This is a genomic window from Alteribacter populi, assembly GCF_002352765.1.
GTDB lineage: Bacteria > Bacillota > Bacilli > Bacillales > Salisediminibacteriaceae > Alteribacter > Alteribacter populi.
Window position 1 is genome coordinate 2,179,534 of record NZ_KZ293963.1, and the last position, 20,374, is coordinate 2,199,907.

A 20,374-nucleotide genomic window follows, 5' to 3' on the forward strand; every position below is an offset into this window, starting at 1 on the left:
AAAGGGTCCTCTTTTATAACATTTAATGTCTTTAATAAACCACCTAAAACGCTTTCAAAATCTTGGCGAGAAAACGATTTACTTCGCTTCCTCGCTATCTTTTTACACATCATAATTTACAACATAATGTTGCATTTGAGTGTTGTAATACCCCTGACTGTATTCAATCACATTACCCGATTCATCATAAGAGTAACGTGATCGCTTTAATAAAGGCGAACCCTTTTTTACACGTAATATTTCTTCCACATGAAAAGGGGCGTGGGCAACAGCAAATTCATCTCGAAATTTTTCTAAAGAAATACCCTGCTCATCAAGCAAACCGTACAAGGAGTGTGCATTTAAATCCGATAATTCAATATCTTCCATTCTTGCAATTAAATAATGTGTGTAATGGATATATGGAACCTCATCAAGGTGATAAAGACGTTCGATAGAAAGACAGCGTTCTCCAAATAATTGATATAACTCTGTTCCCTCTGCATTGTATACAAGTTTTGCTTGTAACAATTTCTTTTGAACTTTATGCCCTTCCCCTACTAAAACTTCTGTAAAACGTTTTCCTTTGGAAAGTTTTGAAGCAGAAGTATTTTGAATGACTTTCGTCCCTTTACCGCTCTTTTTTTCGAGATACCCTTCTTGAACAAGTTCTTTTATTGCATTGCGGACTGTAATTTTACTGACATCAAATTCATTTTCCAGTTGTGGTTCTGAAGGTATGTTTGTCCCAATCGGATACACCCCATGTAAAACTCGATCTTTCAAGATATTCTTTATTTGTAAATACAATGGTCCATTTTTTGGCGAAACGTTCACTATTACATTCACTACCTTTCTATATCACCTACTGAATCAGTTATCGCCCGGAGTATTTCATTTTCCGATAACATTAAGGTATCACCCACAACTGTATGAGTAAGCATCCCTGCAGCTGTGGCAAATGTGACGGTTTTTTCTGGTGAAAATCCTTTAATCTCACCGTGTATGATACCACTCGCATAGGCATCTCCTGCACCAATTCTATCATAAAGTGAAAATGTGAATGTTTTTGAAAAAGTGAATGTTTTCTTCTTAAATATAAAGCCACACAAAGTATGCGTATTGTCCTCATTGATCGATCTATGAGTACCTGAAATTACAGAAATCCTATATTTCTCTGCGACGACTGGAATAAGATCCAGAAGTTGTTCTTGACGTTTATCCTTCTCTGTTTTCATGTCAAGGACAAATAGTGCGTCTTTTTCGTTCATCATGACAATATCAGCCAAATGTAGCATTTCCTCATAATACGGTTTCGCTTTTTCATATCCGTCTCGCCCCCAAAGTGACGGACGGTAGTTACAATCGAAGACAACTGTACCACCATGACTTTTGACAGTCTTCGCAAACGATTTCATGTGCTGACGAACAGAATCATTCATCGCAAGTGTGATGCCACAGAAATGAACAACGTCATTTTCTTTGGCCATCTCTTCAAAATCATACGTTCCTTCATCTGCTGTATTGAAGCTACTTTCTTTACGATTAGAATAGGTAACACGACTTGGCCTTACTCCGAAACCATTTTCTAAAAAATACATGCCAATATAGTCACCACCACGATGAAGGAACCTTTGTGAAACACCCAGCTTTTGAAGATACGATACTGCAGCATCCCCAACCGGATTGTCTGGTAAAATGGATACGAGGTGTCCCGTATGCCCAAAACGTGCTAAAGCTGAGACCACATTCACACCCGAACCAGAAAAAGAATAGTTTAATGTGCTAGCTTGGGACAACAATTCATACCCCGGGACCTGTAAACGCATCATGACTTCTCCAAAAGCTGCAACCTGTTTACCCATGGTCATCAACTAATTTCTTCATCGTTTTAAGTAATTCACGTACATCTTCAACTTTTGTTTTTCCTGTTTCTTTGTCAATAATCGATGAATATACGTGAGGAATAACTTTTGGAACGTTAGCTTCTAAGGTAATGCGTACGATTTTTTCAAAATTTTCTTTATCAATTCCACCTGTTGGTTCTAACGCAAAACCTTCTTCTCCACATGCTTGTGCAACTGCACGATACTCGTCTTCCCGACTTAAACCGTTCATTGGAAAGTATTTCAATGCATTACCACCCATATCACGCACAAGCGCAATCGCCGTTTTAACTGGTACGATCGCACGTTCGTCTTGCGCAGCGCTTATTGGACCTGTTGAAATATTTACATAACCAACGCGCCCTGTTGGGGACACTAAACTGTTAATCCAGCCATCTTTTTCACCAAGGTTGGCACGTGTTGCCCCAACATAAGGGAATACTTGGTTAATGTGACTGCCAGGATAAAATTTCGCTATCTCCGCTACTACAGCTGCTTGGCGATTGTCACCAGCCCCTAGTCCAATCGATACCGCTTCATCTATTTCCTCTCCATATTCCTTCATTGATAATACGGCTGTTTCAACAGTTGGGTAGTCTTTTGAAAGAATACCGACTAAAACGTTTCCTTCTGCCGCTATAAATACATCTTTGGCGTTTTCTACACTATTAGCTAATACATTTAATGCAACACGGTCTTTGTAAAAACGTTTTGTGATGTTTGACATTTTACTTTCCTCCTACTAACTCATGTACTCTTGATTCGATGACATGAATGTCGTCTCCTTGAAGCGGTCGCGGATCAATATCGAAAAAACCTTGTCTCACGCCATAATCTCGAGTATAGATTGCAATTTCACCTTCGCGCAGTCCCGTAACGACATCCTGTGCTGTTGTATTTGCTTGTTGTGATTCTATGTGAATACGTGCACGGAAAATCGCTCGCCCTGCTTCATCCTGTACAATTGCAACCTGAACACCTTCAAGATTTTGCAATGACATTAGTGCTTGTAATGTTTCTTTTTCTTGTTCGCTATTATCTTTTTTAACACCGTATTCATCAAGTGCTTGAAGTAACCCAAAGGTTGTTTCTTTCCCCACCTTCATACTTCGTCCAATACAATGTAACTGTACTTTTACCCACTCAATATAGTCTCGTTTACCCCCAACAATCCCTGAAGTTGGTCCTTCAATTGCCTTTGAACCACTGTAAATTACAAGGTCAGATATTTTTACATATTTTTGAATATCCTCTTCTGCTGCTGCATCCATAATGAGTGGAACATCGTTACGCCTAGCAACTTCCCAGGCTTCTTCGGCAGAAATCATATTTTTTTGGACTGCATGATGTGATTTCACATAAAGAATAGCGGCAGTGTTTTCAGAAATCGCTTCTTCAATATGTTCTTCTCTGCCTTCATTGGCATAGCCAACTTCAACGAGCTTCCCACCACCCAAATGAACCATCGTTTCAACAGGGGCTCCGTATTGTACGTTTTGACCTTTTAGTATAATAATTTCACTTTTAGGAATGTCTTCTTGGTGCAGACGTTCACTTTTGCGACGATTCCCTTGTGTCACTAGCGCAGCAACAGAGAGTACAATCCCACTTGATGCCGAGTTAACAATAACCGCTGCTTCTGAATCAAGGATATCTGAAGCGTAATCTCCTGCTTTATCCACTAAGTCTGCAATCTCTACATAATTTTGCCCGCCTTGTTTCATCGCATCCATCACAGTATCCGACGGAGCTGATACACCAAGGATGCTCATCCGTCCACTAGCATTAATCACACGCTTAAGTCCATATTTAGCATTCAAAGAATTCACCATTGACAACCACTCCTTTTGTTTCTATTCGCCTTTCTGCTACACGCTTCTCCCCTTCAGAATCAACAAGTGTAGTCGGTCCACCTTTAACTGTAAATAGGGTTAAATTCGCAACATCGCCAACTTTAATTCGACCAAGCTCGGGTTTTTCAAGCCAGCTTGCTGCATTTATTGTGACCGCTTCGATCACATCTTCAAGCGAATATCCTAGGTAAAGAAATTTCGAAAGGACATTTGCCATGCTATATACAGGACCGTTTATTCGGTTCCCACGATATATGTCTGTACTGATTGTATCTAAACCGATGCAATGTTGTTTTGCTGCTTCTGCAACCTTAAATGAGAAGCTTGCAGTACCATGACCAACATCCAAATGTACACCACGTTCAATTGCATCGGTGAACACTTTAAGCGGTTTACCATGACCATTGAAAAGGTTATTCTCTTTCCCGTTGAGATAATGAGTAAGGACATCCTTATTTTCTAAAAGCGGAATGACCTCTTCAATATTTGGCGGACCAGAACCGATGTGTACCATTAACGGCAATGAGGTTTTACTAGAAAGTGATCGTGCAATATGTAGGGGTTCAATACCGCTGTCACAAACGACACTCTTACTTATCCGTGCCTTCAACCCAACTATGACATCTCTATACTCATTTACTGCCCGCACTACCTTTTCTTTGTCTATCCATTCTATATTGGATAATTCATCGACCCTTTTCAAACCGATTCTTGAAATGTTCAAAAAAGCGAACATGTTTGTTTTGGCTCTGTTTCTACTCGCACCTATATCTGCTATTCGGTCGGCTCCACAACTACCAGCATCAACAATTGTTGTAACGCCTTGTTTTACTCCTATTTCATCTATTTCATCGCCATAGGGGTCAAAATGAGGAAATGCATGGACATGTAAATCTATCCAACCACTCGATACATACACACCTGAGTGGTCTAACACATACCCGCGTCCACTCCCGGCCTTTGTCACCTCAGCAATTTTACCGTCCCTAATCACGATATCGATCTTCTTTTCATTATTCACCCGCTTTACATTACGTAATACGAATTGACCTTTCATTCATTTCACCTTTTCCCACTCTTATTAAGCACGCTTACTTTCTATGAAAATCAAAATATAATTATAACGTTATAATGTTAAGGTACCACATAAAATAATCAAAGTAAATATAACATTATAATGTTTATTGTCTCACCTTTCCGGAATAATAGAAAAAACCTTTAGTCATCTGGACTAAAGGCATAAATTCTAAATCTACTTAATATCAAAATCCCCCTTTCGCTTCCCACTATTTATTAAATTTTCCATTTGATTGATTCGCTTTTGTAAATAAGTTAATTGATTAATTACACATAGAAGTAAAGTTTCTCCTAGTAGAAAACTAAGAATAATATTGATTTTAAGGAATAATCATACCTAATAGCAGGAAGAAGACCATTCGTTATATGAATGACTTAATCGAATTACCACAGATGAGACAAGACATAAGTACAACTTTAAATACATTTACGTGAATATCATGATGACGGGATTGACCTCATTTAAAGTCTACCAGTAATGAAATAACTGAGCAGATGCAAGAGGTACAAGCAGATAATGTAGGCTTGGGTCAATATGTAAGAAACAGTCTTTCCTATCAAGAGTGGACCGACCTTAATTTGGCGTGAAGCTTATAAAAATGCAGAAATAGATGTGAACGTGGAAGTCAAATGAAAAGAGTTTGGCAACATACATTAAGATAAAATCAAGAGGGTGAGCAATAAAGGAAGTCAAATGAACACCCCCGCATATTTTAGCTTTATAATCAAAAGCAATAAATCCTCCTCAGTTTATCGGGAGGATTTTCTCTGTTCACTTAATCGAATAGTCGTTGCCATAGAAAAAAATAGACGAGAAGTACCCTCACTCTCGCCTAGTAGCCAATTTTATTTTTCTCGTATTTTCTTCGGCACGATATTAAAAATTTCACCGGTTTCAAACAATGAAACGACTTGTGTAAGCCATTCATAATAGGCTTCAGCGTCTTTTAATTTCTCTAAATCGACATCGATTTCACGTTTAATTTGGTCGTGCTCGGTTTCTCCTTCCAAAGAAACCAACATCCTCTTTGTTTCTTCAATCGCTCGTTTATTTTTCTCCGTGGCTTCGCTCCAGCGCGTGATAAAGACATTGGAGAATGACTTATACCAGTCGTCTTCTGTTTTGTACAAATCTTTACGAATGCCTTTTTCCCACACTTGCTCGACCATGTCTGCTTGCAGCAGGGAGCGGATGTTGGTTGACATGCTTGTCTTGCTCATTTCCATTTCGCAACTCATTTGATCTAAAGTCATAGGGCGCTCAGAGAAGAAAACCGTACCGTAAAGTCTACCTGCAGATGGGGTGATGTTATATAAGTGAATATTTTTCGCAATTTCATTTATAAACCGGTTTCGAGCGGCCTCGAGCTTATTTTTGTCCTGGTCGTAGGTGCTATGGTTGGCCATCGCCCTACCTCCTTCTCTTATTACTATACAAAATAGTAGCAGACTCAACTTAGATGTTAAAGACAGAAGAAAGAAAGTAAACAGAAGTAATCACGAGGAAATATAAGTATTTATAATGATAAATCCATACAGTTTTTACTGAACAAACTTTTTATCCAATATAAATGATTCATTCCGTTTGAACATCTTTAACTAAACCAGTATAGTGAGACAAGTGTGATTGAATCTATTTACATATGACTTTTTAATCATAATACAAATTAAACTTTGTTTTCACACCGCGTCACTAGGTCTAAGGTAATAACCTAGTGACGAAAGTTGAGTCTAAAAACTTACACTTTTATCGTTGCATCTTCGTTTTACTTTTACTATCGTCTTTTTTCCAGTTATATATTCTAGCAGTAAAAAAATTGAGGTGATCGAATGTCAAAAATAAAAGTTGAAAAGTTAACCAAAGTATTCGGTAAACGACCGAAACAAGCTTTGAAACTATTAGATAACGACAAATCAAAAGACGAAATTTTAGCAAAGACAGGGATGACAGTAGGGGTCAACCAAGCATCCTTCGATGTCGAAGATGGTGAAATCTTTGTAATTATGGGATTATCGGGAAGCGGAAAGTCCACACTCGTGCGTCTGCTCAACAGATTGATTGAACCGACAAGCGGAAATGTTTGGGTCGACGGCGAAGATCTCGCTCATATGAGTGATAATGATTTACGTCAAGTTCGGCGTAAAAAGCTCAGCATGGTCTTTCAAAAGTTTGGACTGTTTCCGTTTCGATCGATCCAAGAAAACGTCGAGTATGGATTAGAGATTCAAGGAATTGACAAAGAAGAACGGATAAGAAAAGCAAGCCAGTCCCTTGAACTTGTTGGTCTTAAGGGGTATGAGGACAAGTATCCTGATGAACTATCTGGTGGAATGCAGCAACGTGTCGGTCTGGCAAGAGCATTGGCCAATGATCCAGATATCCTCTTGATGGATGAAGCTTTCTCAGCATTAGACCCTCTCATTCGAAAAGATATGCAAGATGAACTTCTAGACCTTCAAGAATCTATGAAAAAAACGATCGTCTTTATTACGCATGATTTAGACGAAGCGCTCCGGATCGGGGACCGCATCACGATCATGAAAGATGGTGCCATTGTCCAAATTGGCACACCGGAAGAAATTTTAACCAGTCCTGCAAATGAATATGTTGAACGATTTGTTGAAGATGTAGATCGTTCAAAAGTGTACACTGCAGAAAACATTATGGTGAGGCCTGAAACAGTAAATGCAGAAAAACATGGTCCTCGTGTCGCTCTACAGCGTATGCGTGACGCGAACATTTCCAGTATTTATGTAACAAAAAGAAACAAAGAATTGATGGGGATTTTGCATGTAGACGAGGTTTCCACTGCAGTAAAAAATAACGAGACTGATATAATGCCTTACATACGAAATGAAGTGCCAACAGTCGATGCAAGCACACCTATGAACGAACTCTTTGAGATTTCATCAACTTCTCAAGTACCAATTGCTGTAGTTGATGAAAACAGACGACTAAAAGGTATTATTATCCGTAGTAAAGTGCTGGCCGCTCTATCTGGAAATGAGGTGAACATTCATGAATCTGATTCCTAGAATTCCCTTAGGTGACTGGGTTGAAGCGTTCGTCGAATGGTTAAAAAGTGCAGAAATGATTATTGGGGCATTAAGAAGTACGATCGAATTTATTGCCTCAAACATCTTTCTATCACTCTTTGAAGTGATTCCACCACTTGTATTTATTCTTTTATTAACTGGAATCTCATTTTTACTCGTACGTAAAGAAAAAAGTTACGGCTTACCATTGCTTGTTTTGTTTGGACTTCTTTTTATAGAGAATTTAGAATACTGGGATGACTTGTTAATTACATTATCCCTTGTTCTTACTGCGACATTAATTTCTGTTATTATTGGAATTCCGTTTGGAATCTGGATGGCAAAAAGTGATATTGTCAGACGAATTTTCACACCGGTATTAGACTTTATGCAGACAATGCCAGCTTTTGTTTACTTAATTCCGGCTGTTGCCTTCTTTGGAATCGGTATTGTACCTGGCGTGGTCGCGTCTGTCATTTTTGCAATGCCGCCAACTGTCCGGTTAACAAACCTAGGGATTCGTCAAGTACCTACAGAAATGATTGAGGCTTCAGATTCCTTTGGGTCCACTCCGAAACAAAAATTGTTTAAAGTTCAACTTCCTATGGCAAAAACAACGATTATGGCTGGTGTAAACCAAACGATCATGCTTGCATTATCTATGGTTGTTATTGCCGCTATGATTGGAACAGATGGCATCGGCCGCCAAGTTTATTACGCGGTTGGTCGTAATGACATCGCAATGGGATTTGAAGCAGGGATCTGCTTAGTGATTTTAGCAATTATCCTAGATCGCATGACACAAACACTTAATAAGAAGGCTTAATCTCTATTCAATATTTAAATGCGTGTTTAACCTATTAAACTATGTTTTTCTCCCTTTTTGAACATCCTTAAAAAGGGTAAAATAAATAGATTTAGTAAAGGAGAGGGTCATGTTGAAACTTAAAAAGTATGGTATCGTTGCCGGTATGTCTTTAGCACTTGTTGCTGCAGGGTGCGGCACTGACGAAGAAGGAGACAGTACTCCAGTAGACGAAAATGGTGGTGCTGACGAGGAAACAGAAGAAGCAGGCACAAACTACGGAGAAGAGCTTGACTTCACAATTACAGGAATCGATGCAGGCGCAGGAGTTATGGCAGCAGCAGAAAAAGCTGTTGAAACGTATGAATTAGACGAATGGACGGTTTCTGCAAGCTCAGATGCAGCTATGACACAAGCACTTGCTGATGCTTACGAAAATGAAGAGCCCGTTATCGTTACAGGCTGGACTCCTCACTGGAAGTTTGCTGCTTATGACTTAAAATACCTAGAAGATCCAGAAGGAACATTTGGTGAAGCTGAAAACATCTACACTTTTGCACGTGAAGGATTAGAAGGCGAAATGCCTGAAGCTTACACTGTTCTTGATAACTTCCACTGGACAGAAGAAGATATGGGTGAAATCATGATGGCTATTAATGAAGGCCAAGATGAAGCCGAAGCTGCAGCTGAATGGGTTGAAAACAACGAAGACACGGTTGCAGAGTGGACAGAAGGCGTTGATTCTGTTGACGGAGATTCCATCGAACTTGCTTTTGTTGCGTGGGATTCTGAAATTGCTTCAACAAATACGATGGGCAAAGTACTAGAAGACCTAGGCTATGAAGTTACGCTAACACCACTTGAGGCTCCATACATGTTCCAGGCTGTAGCAACAGGCGAAGCTGACGCTATGGTAGCAGCATGGTTACCATTAACTCATGACCATCTTCTAGAAGAGTACGAAGATGATCTTGTAGACCTTGGTGTGAACCTTGAAGGTGCTCGTACAGGTCTTGTAGTCCCAGAATACATGGAGATCGACTCCATCGAAGACTTAAAATAAAAAGAATGGGTGCCTGACCCCCACTGCTGTGCAGCATTAACGCAACGGGGGTCAGGCACCTTTTATGATAATGCTTTTAATCCTGTTACGCCAATGACGATTGCAAAAAGACTCACAATGCGCGCTCGGCTCTTTGATTCACCAAAGAATATCATGTTCACGACTACAGCACCGGCTGTACCAATGCCAATCCATACTGCGTAGGCTACACTTATTTGTAGGTAGGTAAAGGATGCGTATAAAAGGGCAAAGGCAATCCCAAAGCCTCCAACAAAAATCAGCATATTTTTTAACGTTTTATTTTGACTAAACATTTTCAATCCTATGACACCGATAATTTCAGAGACTGCTGCTATAAAGACTAAAAACCAACCCATGATTATGCAACTCCTTTTTGTATATCGTCTTCTTCATTTTTATTATCTGCTAGCTTTAAGCCAACAACTCCAGCAACGAGCAGTCCCATAAATAGTCCTTTTGCTACGCTAAAGCTACCTCCAAATATAAACACGTCCATTAAGGCCGTTCCAACTGTACCGACTCCAGCAAAAATAGCATAAACCGTTCCGGTCGGTAGACTTTCACAGGCTTTAGAAAGAAAGTAAAAATCTATGAGAATTATGGTAATTACGATGGCCCAATGCCACCAAGTAGTTGCGACATTAAAACCAAAAATCCACATCCATTCAAATAGACAAGTTAAAATAACATAAACCCAAGCTTTATTCATAAATATCTACCTCCACTGACTGAATATCAGTCATTTTTTAATAAAAAAAATGTGAGCTTCATTTTTAACGATGAAGCCCGAGGCCATGGCCCAAGAACTCAAGTACTTCCTGCTTTTGAAAACGAGCATTGTCTTCCTCGCCGCTATCATACATATATACTTGTTCTGCTGCAGACTCAATGAGCCCAATGATCAGCTTTGACGTACGTTCAGTGTGAACATTATCACGAATGATTCCAGATTCCTTTGCTCGATTTAAAAGCATGCTCACCCATTCGTAAAAAGGCGCATAGATCGCCTCCCACTCTTTTAAATGCTCGGTTTGTGTAAGTCCAGCATAAATAAGAGAAAACACGTCGCGATATTCTCTTGTCAACATAAACACGACATCGACAATCTGTTCAAGCTTAGTTGAAAAAGAGGCACCTTCCTGTACATGATCTTTAATTTCCGTCATTATTTTATCTACCATCACCCCTGCAATAGCAGGCATAACAGATAGCTTCGACGGGAAGTATAAATAAAACGTCCCTTGAGCAATGCCAGCAACCTTCACGATATCAGCAACCTTCGTCTTCTCAATCCCCTTTTCACGAAAGACATCAATAGCTGCATGAATAATTTTTTCTTTTTTATCCATCTCTTACCCCCTCCAACTGACTGACTATCATTCATTTTACAGTCTAACTCGACTGTTGTCAACAGGTGCCTCAACAGGTGCCTGACCCCCACCACTGTACGGCATTAACGTGGTGGGGGTCAGGCACTCTATTTAAGGTTCATTATTCAGCAACGTTGTCCTTTCGCTTCTCTTCATTTCTATCATGGAGCTTACGAGGCCAAAAGCTCCATTTCCCTAATTTAATAATAATAGAAGGAACTAGAATCGTTCGCACTAAGAAAGTATCTAATAACACCCCAAGCGCAACTGATGGTATCTGCGTAGCAGCGCTCTAATCCGAAATAGGAACTCTTTTAGTTCAAACGGCTTGACCAGATAATCATCGGTTCCTAAAGAAAACCCTTTCTCCTTATCTTGAATCTGGGACTTCGCTGTGAGCATAATCACCGGCAATTCGTAATGCTCATTTATTTCTTTTGTCAATTGATAGCCATCCATTTCAGGCATCATAATATCGACAACGGCTAAGTTAACATCATTTTCTTCAAGTAAATTCAGAGCTTCCAGACCATTAGAAGCTTGTATCACATTAAAGCCTTCTTCTCCTAAGTACCTACTTATTAACTTTCTAATATGTTTATCGTCATCCACGATAAGAATCGTCTCATGATCATCCCATCCTTTTAAAAAAGGGTGCCATTCTAAGTTAGCTTTTTGAGTGTTAAACAAGTAAAGATTTGCCCAGTCCCGTTGGACATTACAGATTCTTAACTCCAAAAGCAACAAATGTCTATTATTTTAGTATAGGTTAATGGCTAAAATTCTACTTTCAAACTAGTCCAAATTGCGAAAGGATCGGCTTTTCCATATTAGCAAAATACTAAGAACAAAACCTCCTATGCCTGAAATAGCCAGAACCGTCTGGATCGGAAGTGCTGCTGCAACGAGAATCGAGATGAGCCCAAAGGCAATTGGTTCAAACCCACTTGCAGCAAGCGTAATAATACTCATCACACGTCCCAGCTTATCTTTATCTGTTTTCTCCTGCACCATCGTCACTGTAGGTAAATAAACAAACATAGCGACGAAACCTGTTAACGCAGCTAATAATACAAGGAGTGAGAATACCTCCAACTGACTAAACAAAATAAACAGTACAAAACTTACTAACAATGAAGCAAAAACTAATCGACCTCTCTGTTTCTTTACATTCCATATCACGATCAAGATACTTGCTGAAAACGTTCCGAGAGCTAACCCGCCTTCAAGTAAACTCAGTTCAAATGGTCTCCCACCCAGCGCTTCCACTAGGATCGGAAAGCTAATAAGAATCGGTCCAATCATAAACAAATTGATTATTACAATAGAGAGGGTCCCCGTTCTATGAACGTCAGACCGTCTCACATAATTCAATCCTTCCACTAAGTCTTTCACAGCACTTTGTTTTTCCCCAGTTCGAGCTGACTTTGGGTCTCGAATTAATGGAGGAAACACAAAAACAGCAGATAGGAAAATTAACAGAGCCGAAGCAGAAAACGTAAGCGTGAAATCACCAATTGTTAAAAGGACCCCTGCTAATAAAGGTCCTAAAATAAACATTAACTCTGTTGACCCTTGAAACAAAGAATTGGCTCGCTGCAATTGTTCATCACTCACAATAATCGGGATCATCGATGAAACAGCTGGAAAAAAGAATGCGTCCAAAAATCCAAATACGAAAGCAATCCCAATCAACGAAGTCACACTTAACCAATCATTTGTAAAAAGCACAATCATTGCAATCATGACCAATGCTTGAAGAAGATTTGTCACGAACATGATCAAGGACTTGCGAATCTTATCGGCTAGTATCCCTCCGTAAACCATCATAACAACCCGTGGGATCGACATAGACATAAGTACGATCCCTAAGACTGCTGGCTCGTTCAAAGCATCCACGATAAACCAGGAAACGGACAAAAAAAACATCGAGAATCCGAGCATTACACATAATCCTGCTAACCAAACGAGAACAAACGAACGATTTTTTAATAATGACTTTTCTAAAAGATGACGATTGACCATAACTCATTCTCCTTAATATTACGTACCCTCTTGTGAACTTGTTTCAAATTACGTTCGATGCTCTGCTTTAAATATTTGTCCTAGTCTATAAATGCCCTGTTTAATATCATTTAACGAGGCAAATGCATATGACAACCGGAGATATTGATCCGGCTGCTTTGCATAAATACTTCCTGGATTAAGAAGAACACCTTCAGATAAAGCTTTTTCGAATAAATTCCTTATATGAAACTGAGGCTGAATCTTTACCCATATAAAAAAGCCCCCACCTGGCTCCTCCCAAGTAGCAAACCTTGCTAAATTCTCTTCTAAAGCCTTCACAGCAATTTCTCTACGAACCTTAAGCTGTTCTCTGACAACTTTTAGGTGATCATCGTATAAACCGCTAGACAGCCATTCCGATGCTACCCGCTGAGATAAAGAACTTGAGCCATAATCGGACTGCATTTTCAAATCAGATAGTCTTTCAATGACAGATTCAGGTCCGACAATCCAACCAATCCTTAATCCTGGGCTTAAAGATTTGGATAAACTGCCAAGGTACAGTACATTTCCATACTTATCATTTACTTTTACAGGAACTGGCGGCGCGTTGTCAATCCATAAATCTCCATAGACATCGTCTTCAATGATCGGAATTTGTTCTTTTTCACAAACGGTAATGAGTTCTTGACGTCTTCTGTCCGGCATCAAGATACCAGTGGGGTTATGAAAAGTTGGATTGACATACAAAATAGCGTTCTCTTGTTGTTTTTTTATTATAGGTATGGTGCTGGGAATAAGTCCATCATCGTCCATCGGTAAGCCATGAAGTTTCATTTCAGCCGACTGAAACACTGATAGTGAATAAAGATAAGAAGGCTTTTCCAAAAAAATCGTCGATCCCCTTCTTAAAAGACCGATCGATATGAGTTGTAATGCCTGTAATGCCCCAGATACTATTAAAATCGATGATGGAGACGTGTAGATCCCCTTATTTTTCAAATGGTGACTAATGGCTTGACGTAATTCTAAATTCCCTCTTGGCTCTTCATATCCAATCGGTGAAAGGGTATCGGCAACTTTCACCATGACTTGTTTCATTTTCTCTAATGGAAACGTTTCTGGAGCCAGTTCACTTTTACCCAGTTGAATAAATTTTTTATTTGCTTCAGTCTCATTTATTTCTTTTACAGTTTTAACACTTGCTTTATGAATTCCAAATGTAACATTTTCATTCCAGTTTACGGGCTTATTTTTATGCATCAGCGTCCAAGTATTATTTACGACAACCGTTCCCTTCCCCATTTTCCCCTCGATCAGTCCATCTGCCGTTAATTCTTCTAAAGCAGTAATAACAGTACTTCGGTTCACTGCAAACAACTTTGCTAAGTCACGCTGACTTGGAATCTTACTTCCTATCGACCATTCACCTCTTGCAATTTTCTCCCTTATGTAGTCAATAATGTCGTTATATTTCGTTTTTCTCATTTATGACGTTTCTCCTTCAACCAACCCACCGCTCCAAAAAATAAACTGGTTGGTTTTAATTTTTCTAACTGGTTGCAGACAGTGTATCAGTTAATGGATATCATTGGAATTAGTAACGATCAAAAACATATTTGGTTGGTTTCGATTAGGAGGGAGTAAATGTCATGGACACGAGCCTAAAATTAAGGATACTATCTGCACATGTCTTAATCATCACACTTTGGGCATCTGCCTATTCAGGAATTAGAGTAGGACTTGGTGCCTATTCTCCAGAACATCTCTCTCTTCTGAGATTACTCGTAGGTTCCATAGCGCTGTTGATTTTTGCGGTCATTATTAAAATGCGGTTGCCGGAAATAAAGGATATTCCAATGATCTTTATTTTAGGCGGTTTAGGCTTTGCCGTTTATCAAACTGCATTAAATTACGGTGGGCAAACGGTAAGCGCTGGAGCTATAAGTCTCATTGTTTCAACAATACCCATTTTCTCTGCTATATTAGCCTTTATTTTTTATAAAGAAGGGTTTGGTATCCGAGGATGGATTGGTACGATGATTGCGTTTTTCGGAGTCATCTTTGTGTCAATTGGACCAGGGGATACGATGCCGATTAATTTCGGAGTGTTTTTTATCTTAGTAGCCTCTTTAGCTACCAGCATATTTTTTGTTTTTCAAAAAAAATATTTAAAAAAATATGGTTTCATTCCTTTTACAACGTACACGATTTTTGCTGGTACGCTCATTATGTTCTTCCAATTTCCCGGACTCGGTGAAGAAATTGTCACTGCACCAATGAATGCGACATTAAGTGTCATTTATTTAGGGTTATTTCCAACGGTTTTGCCATATTTCGCTTTAGCTTATATTACATCTCACACAGGAGCATCGGCTGCTACAAGCTCCCTTTATTTAACGCCTGTTTTATCATTTTTAATCGCCTGGGTCTGGTTAGGCGAAGTCCCCACACTTTTTGCCGTCTTGGGCGGAGTTATCACATTAATAGGCGTACTGGTCGTTAATCTTAAAATCGGAAAAAAAGAACAACAACCGCAGCCTGCAAAAATCACACAGGAAGACCGCGAGTACCAACAGGTGAATGGGTAGCAGGCGAAACAGATTCGTATAAGAAAAACCGCATAGCGGTCATTTATTAAAACAGCGTTAGACATCGAAACGTAGATTTTTATTCGCGCAACTCTAAAAAGAAAGGTGACACCAAAGGTTATTGTGGTGTCACCCAATTTGCTATTATTGTTGTTGGTTTTGAGATTGCTGAGCTTGTTGTAATTGTTGCTGAGCTTGCTGTAATTCCTGTTGTGCTTGTTGGAATTGCTGTTGCTGTGCCGGTTGTGCACCTGCTTGAGCTTGCTGTAATTGTTGGGTTGCTTGTTGTAGCTGCTGCTGCGCTTGTTGAAGTGCTTGTGGATTTGCTTGTTGTGTTGCCTGTTGAACTTGCTGAGCTGCTTGCTGTGCAGCTTGTTGTGCTTGCTGAGCTTGCTGTTGTGCTTGTTGTTGCTGTTGTTGGTTCTGTGGCATAAAAAAGCCCTCCTAAAGTTGGATTTTTATTACACCACTTATCATGCCTTTTTCCGAAAAAGAAATACGCATTATTTTATTTTATAAAGTTAAACGGCCATGCTCCCCTTCATTTTGTGCACCTTCTCTATATTTGAACAGCAGGTTGAAGAATTAGACATCGAAACTTAATAAATGATCTGTCCTTCTCAAAAGAAAATGAACCTCTACGTTCCTGAAGTTAAAGGTGATACAGTAAGCGTCGAACATTTTAGCAGAAGCTAGAACCGACTGTATTCCCTCCTAAAATATAGCTCTGTTATGTCAGTTGATACCACCGTATAATCCGCTTGTATAAAGATTTGTTAAATTATCAATGATTTCATCCATTAAAAAATGATTTTCTCCCTTTACACAATCCCACATAAACATTTCATTCGCATAAAACCACCCTCGCGCAACAAGGCTTGGGCTAAAAGAGGGCTTTGCTAGACCATTTGCCTGGGAATAACGAATATCAACAGAAATTCGCTCAATAAAGCGTTCTCGAATGCTATTCCACCTTTGTTCAACAATAGGAGAAATCCCAACGGCTTCTTTAACGACCCTCATCATTGCGCCTTCTTCGATTGCCAAATTGAGAAAAGAACGTACTTGCTCATTAATCATTTGACGTGCTTCCCTTTCTGTTTTTGGTTCAAACTGACGCTCTGCTACTTCATAAAACTGCCCCATTAATTCTTCCATTAAGATGATAAAAAGATCATCCTTGTTTTTGAAATAGACATAAGCAGTACCGTATCCAGTATTTGCTTTTTTGATTATCTGTGAGATTGTTGCTTTTTGGAATCCGTTTTCTAAAAATATATCTCGTCCCGCATTTAAAAGCTTCTTCCTCGTTTGAATAGCTTGACGTTCCCTTGATGATAAGTTTTCATTTTCGTTCGCCATGTGTTCACCACTTTCGGTTTCTGTTCATCTCAACATTATAAGTATATCCATTTTACAAGCAGGTTTTTTTTATTGCAATTACGTACCTTTTCACGTTATACAAGGCACCCCCAATAATTGACACGGCGTCATTGACATGATGTCAATACTCATTATACAATTCAACTATAAATAAATCACTACTTTAATTATTGGGAGGTCTCGCGAATATGCCTGCTTCTAAAAATACTTACAGCCAAGAACACGCGATTCATTTAGATAAACAAGATGAACTTGCGTCGTACCGCAAAGAATTTTACATTAAAGAAGATAGTATTTACCTTGATGGGAACTCACTCGGACTTCTTTCAAAGCGAGCAGAAGAAACACTCTTAAGCCTGCTTGATTCTTGGAAAAATTACGGAATTGATGGTTGGACAGAGGGAGAACACCCATGGTTTTATTTATCCGAATCATTAGGTGAAAAAATGGCTCCACTTGTAGGAGGACTTCCTGAAGAAGTTATTGTAACCGGTTCAACAACAGTGAACCTTCATCAATTAGTCGCTTCCTTTTATAAACCTGACGATAAAAAGACGAAAATAGTAGCAGATGAGCTAAATTTTCCGACAGATATTTACGCTCTGCAAAGTCAGCTCAAGCTAAAAGGCTACGATCCAGACAAGCACTTAATCGAAGTAAGTAGCGCTGACGGACACACGTTAAACGAAGACGATATCATTAAAGAAATGAAAGACGATGTCGCATTAATTGTTTTACCAAGTGTATTATATCGAAGTGGGCAAATTTTAAATATCGAGCGTTTAACAGCAGAAGCGCATAAACGAAATATTCTTATCGGATTTGACCTTTGTCACTCAATCGGCTCTATCCCTCACCAACTCAGTGAATGGGGAGTTGACTTTGCTTTCTGGTGCAATTACAAGCATTTAAATGGGGGACCAGGTGGCGTTGGCGGATTGTATGTCAACAAGAAACACTTTGGTAGACACCCAGGTCTTGCAGGGTGGTTCAGCTCGCAAAAAGACAAACAATTTGACATGGATCATGAGTTAACACCGGCAGAACACGTTGGTGTTTATCAAATGGGAACGCCCCATGTCTTCAGTATAGCTCCATTAATCGGATCAATGTCTATTTTCAATGATGCAGGAATCACAAATATCAGAAAGAAATCACTACAGCTGACTCGTTATATGATGGATCTCATTAGTCATGAATTAGCTGAACATGGGTTTACGATCCGTAACCCAAAAGAAGATCATAAGCGTGGGGGCCATATTTATATTGAACACCCAGAGGCTGCAAGAATATGTAAAGCACTCAAAGCAAAGAACATTACTCCTGATTTTCGTTCACCAAACGGGATTCGCTTAGCACCCGTTGCCTTATACAACACATTTGAAGATGTATGGAAAAGTGTTCAAGTATTGAAAACGATCATGGAGGAAGAATTATATAAGCAATTTAAAAACGAACGAGGAGTAGTGGCGTAACGATGAACGAGAACGTTAAAGACAACAACCCATGGATTGATATTTCACAGCCATTGCACTCAAAGCTAGCCCATTGGCCGGAAGATACACCTTTTTCATATAAAGTCACGTATTCAAAGGAACAAACCGGTTCAGTTAATATTGGACAAATCACCACCAGTGTCCATTCTGGAACTCATGTCGATGCCCCATTTCATTTTATTAATGACGGCGCGAAAGTCTTAGATTTAGACATCAACTTGTATATCGGAGAGGCGCGAATAATCGATGTTTCCTCCTACAATGTTATCGATAAAACCACGCTTCGTCATTTTAATCTAGAAGGGGTAATTCGACTTCTTATTAAAACATCGATTCCTAATCAACCGGAGATCTTTCCCGAGAGCATTCCTTATGTGACAGCTGATGGTGCTAATTACTTAAAAGAAAAAGGGATCCGGTTACTCGGTGTCGATGTCCCATCTGTCGATCCTCTTGATAGTAAAGAGCTAGAAGGTCATCACGCCCTATTCAAAAACAATATTTACATTTTAGAAAACCTGATGCTAGATCATGTTGATGAAGGAAATTATGAACTAGTCGCACTTCCTTTACCATTAAAAGATGCTGATGGTAGCCCAGTCCGCGCCGTCATTAGACCTTTATAAAAAGAAAATTCGACATAAATTTAACGCTCTATCATCAGAGCGGAACCTAGACTTTTTGAAACTGCAATTTCAAAAAACTATTTTCAAGGAGGGGAAGCATGACTAACAAACATGACCAACAACACAAAGCAACCGAATCTGAAAAAGGAATCCATACCGATTTTATGAACAACATGACCTACGGGGAGTATTTAAAGTTAGATGATATTCTTTCTAGTCAAAAACGGTTATCCGATCACCATGATGAGATGCTTTTCATCATCATCCACCAAGTAAGCGAGCTTTGGATGAAATTGATCTTGCATGAAACGAATGCAGCCATTGAGTCGATTAAAGCTAACGAGCTACAAACCTCATTCAAGCGTTTAGCTCGTGTTTCGAAAATTCAATCGCAAATTATTCAAGCATGGGATGTTCTCTCAACATTAACACCAGCCGAATACATGGAGTTCCGCGAATCTTTAGGTCAAGCATCAGGATTTCAATCTTATCAATATCGCTTAATTGAATTTGCTCTCGGCTACAAAACTAGTCATATATTGAAGATTTACGAGAAAGATCCAGAGCTTCACCGTATTCTTGAAGAGGCATATCATGCGCCAGGTTTATATGACGTAGCTATCCAAGCGCTTGCAAAAAAAGGGTTAGCAATTAATCCGGATACGGTAAATCGTGATTTCTCAAAGCCGTATAAAGAAGATCCTACTGTTCGAGAAGCTTGGTTAACGGTTTACCGAAATGTAGATCAATACTGGGATTTATACCAATTAGCTGAGAAGCTAGTAGACATTGAAGACTGGCTTCAACAATGGCGCTTCCGACACATGAAGACGGTAGAACGAATCATTGGCTTTAAAACGGGTACTGGTGGTTCATCTGGTGTCGATTATTTAAAGAAGGTATTAGACCACCGATTTTTCCCAGAATTATGGGATTTACGCACTGAAATATAGCGTTCCTTTTTCCAATGAGAACTTAATCATGGCAGGCCCCTTCTACTTTTGGAGGGGCTCATTTTTTTCTAAAAAAATCCATTAAACCACTCCTTAATGGAAAGGAAGAGTGATTGAAATACGTATAAATACTTTTTACGATGGTGACGTTTTTCCTCTTATTCTACAGGTAGAACAACTACCTAACAGCACAAGGCGTTATCCAACACATGTTCCTAAACGAAAATA

Annotated in this window: 22 protein-coding genes; 7 read left to right on the plus strand and 15 right to left on the minus strand. The window is 39.3% G+C overall.

Annotated elements, in window-relative coordinates; translation table 11 throughout:
• Positions 1 to 102: 102 nt before the first annotated feature.
• From CDZ94_RS10630 to CDZ94_RS10655, 6 genes are all read right to left on the minus strand, one after another.
• A complete protein-coding gene (locus tag CDZ94_RS10630; protein ID WP_198546711.1) occupies positions 103 to 828 on the minus strand; it encodes a GntR family transcriptional regulator in 726 nt (241 codons plus the stop codon).
• Positions 828 to 1,844 carry a sugar kinase gene (locus CDZ94_RS10635; RefSeq protein WP_096440754.1) on the minus strand — a complete coding sequence of 339 codons (1,017 nt, stop codon included), beginning with the start codon at positions 1,842 to 1,844 and terminating at the stop codon, positions 828 to 830. The genes CDZ94_RS10630 and CDZ94_RS10635 overlap by 1 nt, the downstream gene beginning before the upstream one ends.
• A complete protein-coding gene (dagF, locus tag CDZ94_RS10640; protein ID WP_096436858.1) occupies positions 1,837 to 2,592 on the minus strand; it encodes a 2-dehydro-3-deoxy-phosphogluconate aldolase in 756 nt (251 codons plus the stop codon). The genes CDZ94_RS10635 and dagF overlap by 8 nt, the downstream gene beginning before the upstream one ends.
• A gap of 1 nt (position 2,593) precedes the next feature.
• Entirely contained in the window at positions 2,594 to 3,697 is a 1,104-nt protein-coding gene (locus CDZ94_RS10645; RefSeq protein WP_096436860.1) for a DgaE family pyridoxal phosphate-dependent ammonia lyase, read from the minus strand.
• Positions 3,675 to 4,775 carry an amidohydrolase/deacetylase family metallohydrolase gene (locus CDZ94_RS10650; RefSeq protein WP_096436862.1) on the minus strand — a complete coding sequence of 367 codons (1,101 nt, stop codon included), beginning with the start codon at positions 4,773 to 4,775 and terminating at the stop codon, positions 3,675 to 3,677. Before CDZ94_RS10650 ends, CDZ94_RS10645 begins: the two co-directional genes overlap by 23 nt.
• Before the next feature lie 866 nt (positions 4,776 to 5,641).
• Positions 5,642 to 6,202, minus strand: a complete 561-nt coding sequence (locus CDZ94_RS10655; RefSeq protein WP_096436864.1) for a GbsR/MarR family transcriptional regulator — start codon at positions 6,200 to 6,202, stop codon at positions 5,642 to 5,644.
• A gap of 423 nt (positions 6,203 to 6,625) precedes the next feature.
• Here CDZ94_RS10655 and CDZ94_RS10660 point away from each other — a divergent pair, with 423 nt between their 5' ends.
• The 3 genes from CDZ94_RS10660 (at position 6,626) to CDZ94_RS10670 (ending at position 9,699) form a co-directional block, all read left to right on the plus strand.
• Positions 6,626 to 7,831: a quaternary amine ABC transporter ATP-binding protein gene (locus CDZ94_RS10660; RefSeq protein WP_096436866.1), complete on the plus strand. Its 1,206-nt coding sequence runs from the start codon at positions 6,626 to 6,628 to the stop codon at positions 7,829 to 7,831.
• Complete coding sequence (locus CDZ94_RS10665; RefSeq protein WP_096436868.1) at positions 7,815 to 8,657, plus strand: ABC transporter permease; 843 nt, start codon at positions 7,815 to 7,817, stop codon at positions 8,655 to 8,657. Before CDZ94_RS10660 ends, CDZ94_RS10665 begins: the two co-directional genes overlap by 17 nt.
• Before the next feature lie 109 nt (positions 8,658 to 8,766).
• Positions 8,767 to 9,699 carry a glycine betaine ABC transporter substrate-binding protein gene (locus tag CDZ94_RS10670; RefSeq protein ID WP_096436870.1) on the plus strand — a complete coding sequence of 311 codons (933 nt, stop codon included), beginning with the start codon at positions 8,767 to 8,769 and terminating at the stop codon, positions 9,697 to 9,699.
• A 62-nt stretch (positions 9,700 to 9,761) separates the two neighbouring features.
• On the opposite strand, the gene CDZ94_RS10675 is transcribed toward CDZ94_RS10670, so the two are convergent.
• From CDZ94_RS10675 to CDZ94_RS10700, 7 genes are all read right to left on the minus strand, one after another.
• On the minus strand, positions 9,762 to 10,076 hold the full coding sequence (locus CDZ94_RS10675) for a DMT family transporter (protein ID WP_096436872.1): 315 nt from the start codon (positions 10,074 to 10,076) through the stop codon (positions 9,762 to 9,764).
• A 2-nt stretch (positions 10,077 to 10,078) separates the two neighbouring features.
• The gene (locus CDZ94_RS10680) at positions 10,079 to 10,429 is read right to left on the minus strand and encodes a DMT family transporter (protein WP_096436874.1); all 351 of its coding nucleotides are present in this window, start codon (positions 10,427 to 10,429) and stop codon (positions 10,079 to 10,081) included.
• A gap of 64 nt (positions 10,430 to 10,493) precedes the next feature.
• Positions 10,494 to 11,069 (minus strand): TetR/AcrR family transcriptional regulator, encoded by a 576-nt coding sequence (locus CDZ94_RS10685; RefSeq protein WP_096436876.1) that lies wholly within the window; start codon positions 11,067 to 11,069, stop codon positions 10,494 to 10,496.
• Positions 11,070 to 11,211: 142 nt separating this feature from the next.
• Complete coding sequence (locus tag CDZ94_RS21915) at positions 11,212 to 11,346, minus strand: hypothetical protein (protein WP_342587628.1); 135 nt, start codon at positions 11,344 to 11,346, stop codon at positions 11,212 to 11,214.
• Positions 11,337 to 11,780 (minus strand): response regulator transcription factor, encoded by a 444-nt coding sequence (locus CDZ94_RS10690; RefSeq protein ID WP_342587629.1) that lies wholly within the window; start codon positions 11,778 to 11,780, stop codon positions 11,337 to 11,339. Before CDZ94_RS10690 ends, CDZ94_RS21915 begins: the two co-directional genes overlap by 10 nt.
• 105 nt (positions 11,781 to 11,885) lie before the next feature.
• Positions 11,886 to 13,115 carry an MFS transporter gene (locus tag CDZ94_RS10695; protein ID WP_096436878.1) on the minus strand — a complete coding sequence of 410 codons (1,230 nt, stop codon included), beginning with the start codon at positions 13,113 to 13,115 and terminating at the stop codon, positions 11,886 to 11,888.
• Between the two features lie 48 nt (positions 13,116 to 13,163).
• Entirely contained in the window at positions 13,164 to 14,585 is a 1,422-nt protein-coding gene (locus CDZ94_RS10700) for an aminotransferase-like domain-containing protein (RefSeq protein WP_096436880.1), read from the minus strand.
• A gap of 164 nt (positions 14,586 to 14,749) precedes the next feature.
• On the opposite strand from CDZ94_RS10700, the gene CDZ94_RS10705 reads away from it, so the two are divergent.
• A complete protein-coding gene (locus tag CDZ94_RS10705; protein WP_096436882.1) occupies positions 14,750 to 15,688 on the plus strand; it encodes a DMT family transporter in 939 nt (312 codons plus the stop codon).
• Positions 15,689 to 15,832: 144 nt separating this feature from the next.
• Here CDZ94_RS10705 and CDZ94_RS10710 read toward each other — a convergent pair whose 3' ends face one another.
• Positions 15,833 to 16,120, minus strand: a complete 288-nt coding sequence (locus tag CDZ94_RS10710; protein ID WP_096436884.1) for a hypothetical protein — start codon at positions 16,118 to 16,120, stop codon at positions 15,833 to 15,835.
• 303 nt (positions 16,121 to 16,423) lie between these two features.
• A complete protein-coding gene (locus tag CDZ94_RS10715) occupies positions 16,424 to 17,050 on the minus strand; it encodes a TetR/AcrR family transcriptional regulator (protein ID WP_096436886.1) in 627 nt (208 codons plus the stop codon).
• 209 nt (positions 17,051 to 17,259) lie between these two features.
• Here CDZ94_RS10715 and kynU point away from each other — a divergent pair, with 209 nt between their 5' ends.
• From kynU to kynA, 3 genes are all read left to right on the plus strand, one after another.
• A complete protein-coding gene (kynU, locus tag CDZ94_RS10720; RefSeq protein WP_096436888.1) occupies positions 17,260 to 18,546 on the plus strand; it encodes a kynureninase in 1,287 nt (428 codons plus the stop codon).
• A 2-nt stretch (positions 18,547 to 18,548) separates the two neighbouring features.
• The gene (gene kynB / locus CDZ94_RS10725; RefSeq protein WP_096436890.1) at positions 18,549 to 19,193 is read left to right on the plus strand and encodes an arylformamidase; all 645 of its coding nucleotides are present in this window, start codon (positions 18,549 to 18,551) and stop codon (positions 19,191 to 19,193) included.
• Positions 19,194 to 19,291: 98 nt separating this feature from the next.
• Positions 19,292 to 20,146 (plus strand): tryptophan 2,3-dioxygenase, encoded by an 855-nt coding sequence (gene kynA / locus CDZ94_RS10730; RefSeq protein WP_096436892.1) that lies wholly within the window; start codon positions 19,292 to 19,294, stop codon positions 20,144 to 20,146.
• The last annotated feature ends 228 nt before the right edge of the window (positions 20,147 to 20,374 follow it).

Coding starts and splice junctions, on each gene's coding strand:
- CDZ94_RS10650 (WP_096436862.1), bottom strand. CDS start 4,775: ATGAAAGGTCAATTCGTATTACGTAATGTAAAGCGGGTGAATAATGAA.
- CDZ94_RS10705 (WP_096436882.1), top strand. CDS start 14,750: ATGGACACGAGCCTAAAATTAAGGATACTATCTGCACATGTCTTAATC.
- CDZ94_RS10680 (WP_096436874.1), bottom strand. CDS start 10,429: ATGAATAAAGCTTGGGTTTATGTTATTTTAACTTGTCTATTTGAATGG.
- dagF (WP_096436858.1), bottom strand. CDS start 2,592: ATGTCAAACATCACAAAACGTTTTTACAAAGACCGTGTTGCATTAAAT.
- CDZ94_RS10710 (WP_096436884.1), bottom strand. CDS start 16,120: ATGCCACAGAACCAACAACAGCAACAACAAGCACAACAGCAAGCTCAG.
- CDZ94_RS10655 (WP_096436864.1), bottom strand. CDS start 6,202: ATGGCCAACCATAGCACCTACGACCAGGACAAAAATAAGCTCGAGGCC.
- CDZ94_RS10675 (WP_096436872.1), bottom strand. CDS start 10,076: ATGGGTTGGTTTTTAGTCTTTATAGCAGCAGTCTCTGAAATTATCGGT.
- CDZ94_RS10635 (WP_096440754.1), bottom strand. CDS start 1,844: ATGGGTAAACAGGTTGCAGCTTTTGGAGAAGTCATGATGCGTTTACAG.
- kynA (WP_096436892.1), top strand. CDS start 19,292: ATGACTAACAAACATGACCAACAACACAAAGCAACCGAATCTGAAAAA.
- CDZ94_RS10665 (WP_096436868.1), top strand. CDS start 7,815: ATGAATCTGATTCCTAGAATTCCCTTAGGTGACTGGGTTGAAGCGTTC.
- kynU (WP_096436888.1), top strand. CDS start 17,260: ATGCCTGCTTCTAAAAATACTTACAGCCAAGAACACGCGATTCATTTA.
- CDZ94_RS10685 (WP_096436876.1), bottom strand. CDS start 11,069: ATGGATAAAAAAGAAAAAATTATTCATGCAGCTATTGATGTCTTTCGT.
- kynB (WP_096436890.1), top strand. CDS start 18,549: ATGAACGAGAACGTTAAAGACAACAACCCATGGATTGATATTTCACAG.
- CDZ94_RS10695 (WP_096436878.1), bottom strand. CDS start 13,115: ATGGTCAATCGTCATCTTTTAGAAAAGTCATTATTAAAAAATCGTTCG.
- CDZ94_RS10660 (WP_096436866.1), top strand. CDS start 6,626: ATGTCAAAAATAAAAGTTGAAAAGTTAACCAAAGTATTCGGTAAACGA.
- CDZ94_RS10715 (WP_096436886.1), bottom strand. CDS start 17,050: ATGGCGAACGAAAATGAAAACTTATCATCAAGGGAACGTCAAGCTATT.
- CDZ94_RS10645 (WP_096436860.1), bottom strand. CDS start 3,697: ATGGTGAATTCTTTGAATGCTAAATATGGACTTAAGCGTGTGATTAAT.
- CDZ94_RS10700 (WP_096436880.1), bottom strand. CDS start 14,585: ATGAGAAAAACGAAATATAACGACATTATTGACTACATAAGGGAGAAA.
- CDZ94_RS10670 (WP_096436870.1), top strand. CDS start 8,767: ATGTTGAAACTTAAAAAGTATGGTATCGTTGCCGGTATGTCTTTAGCA.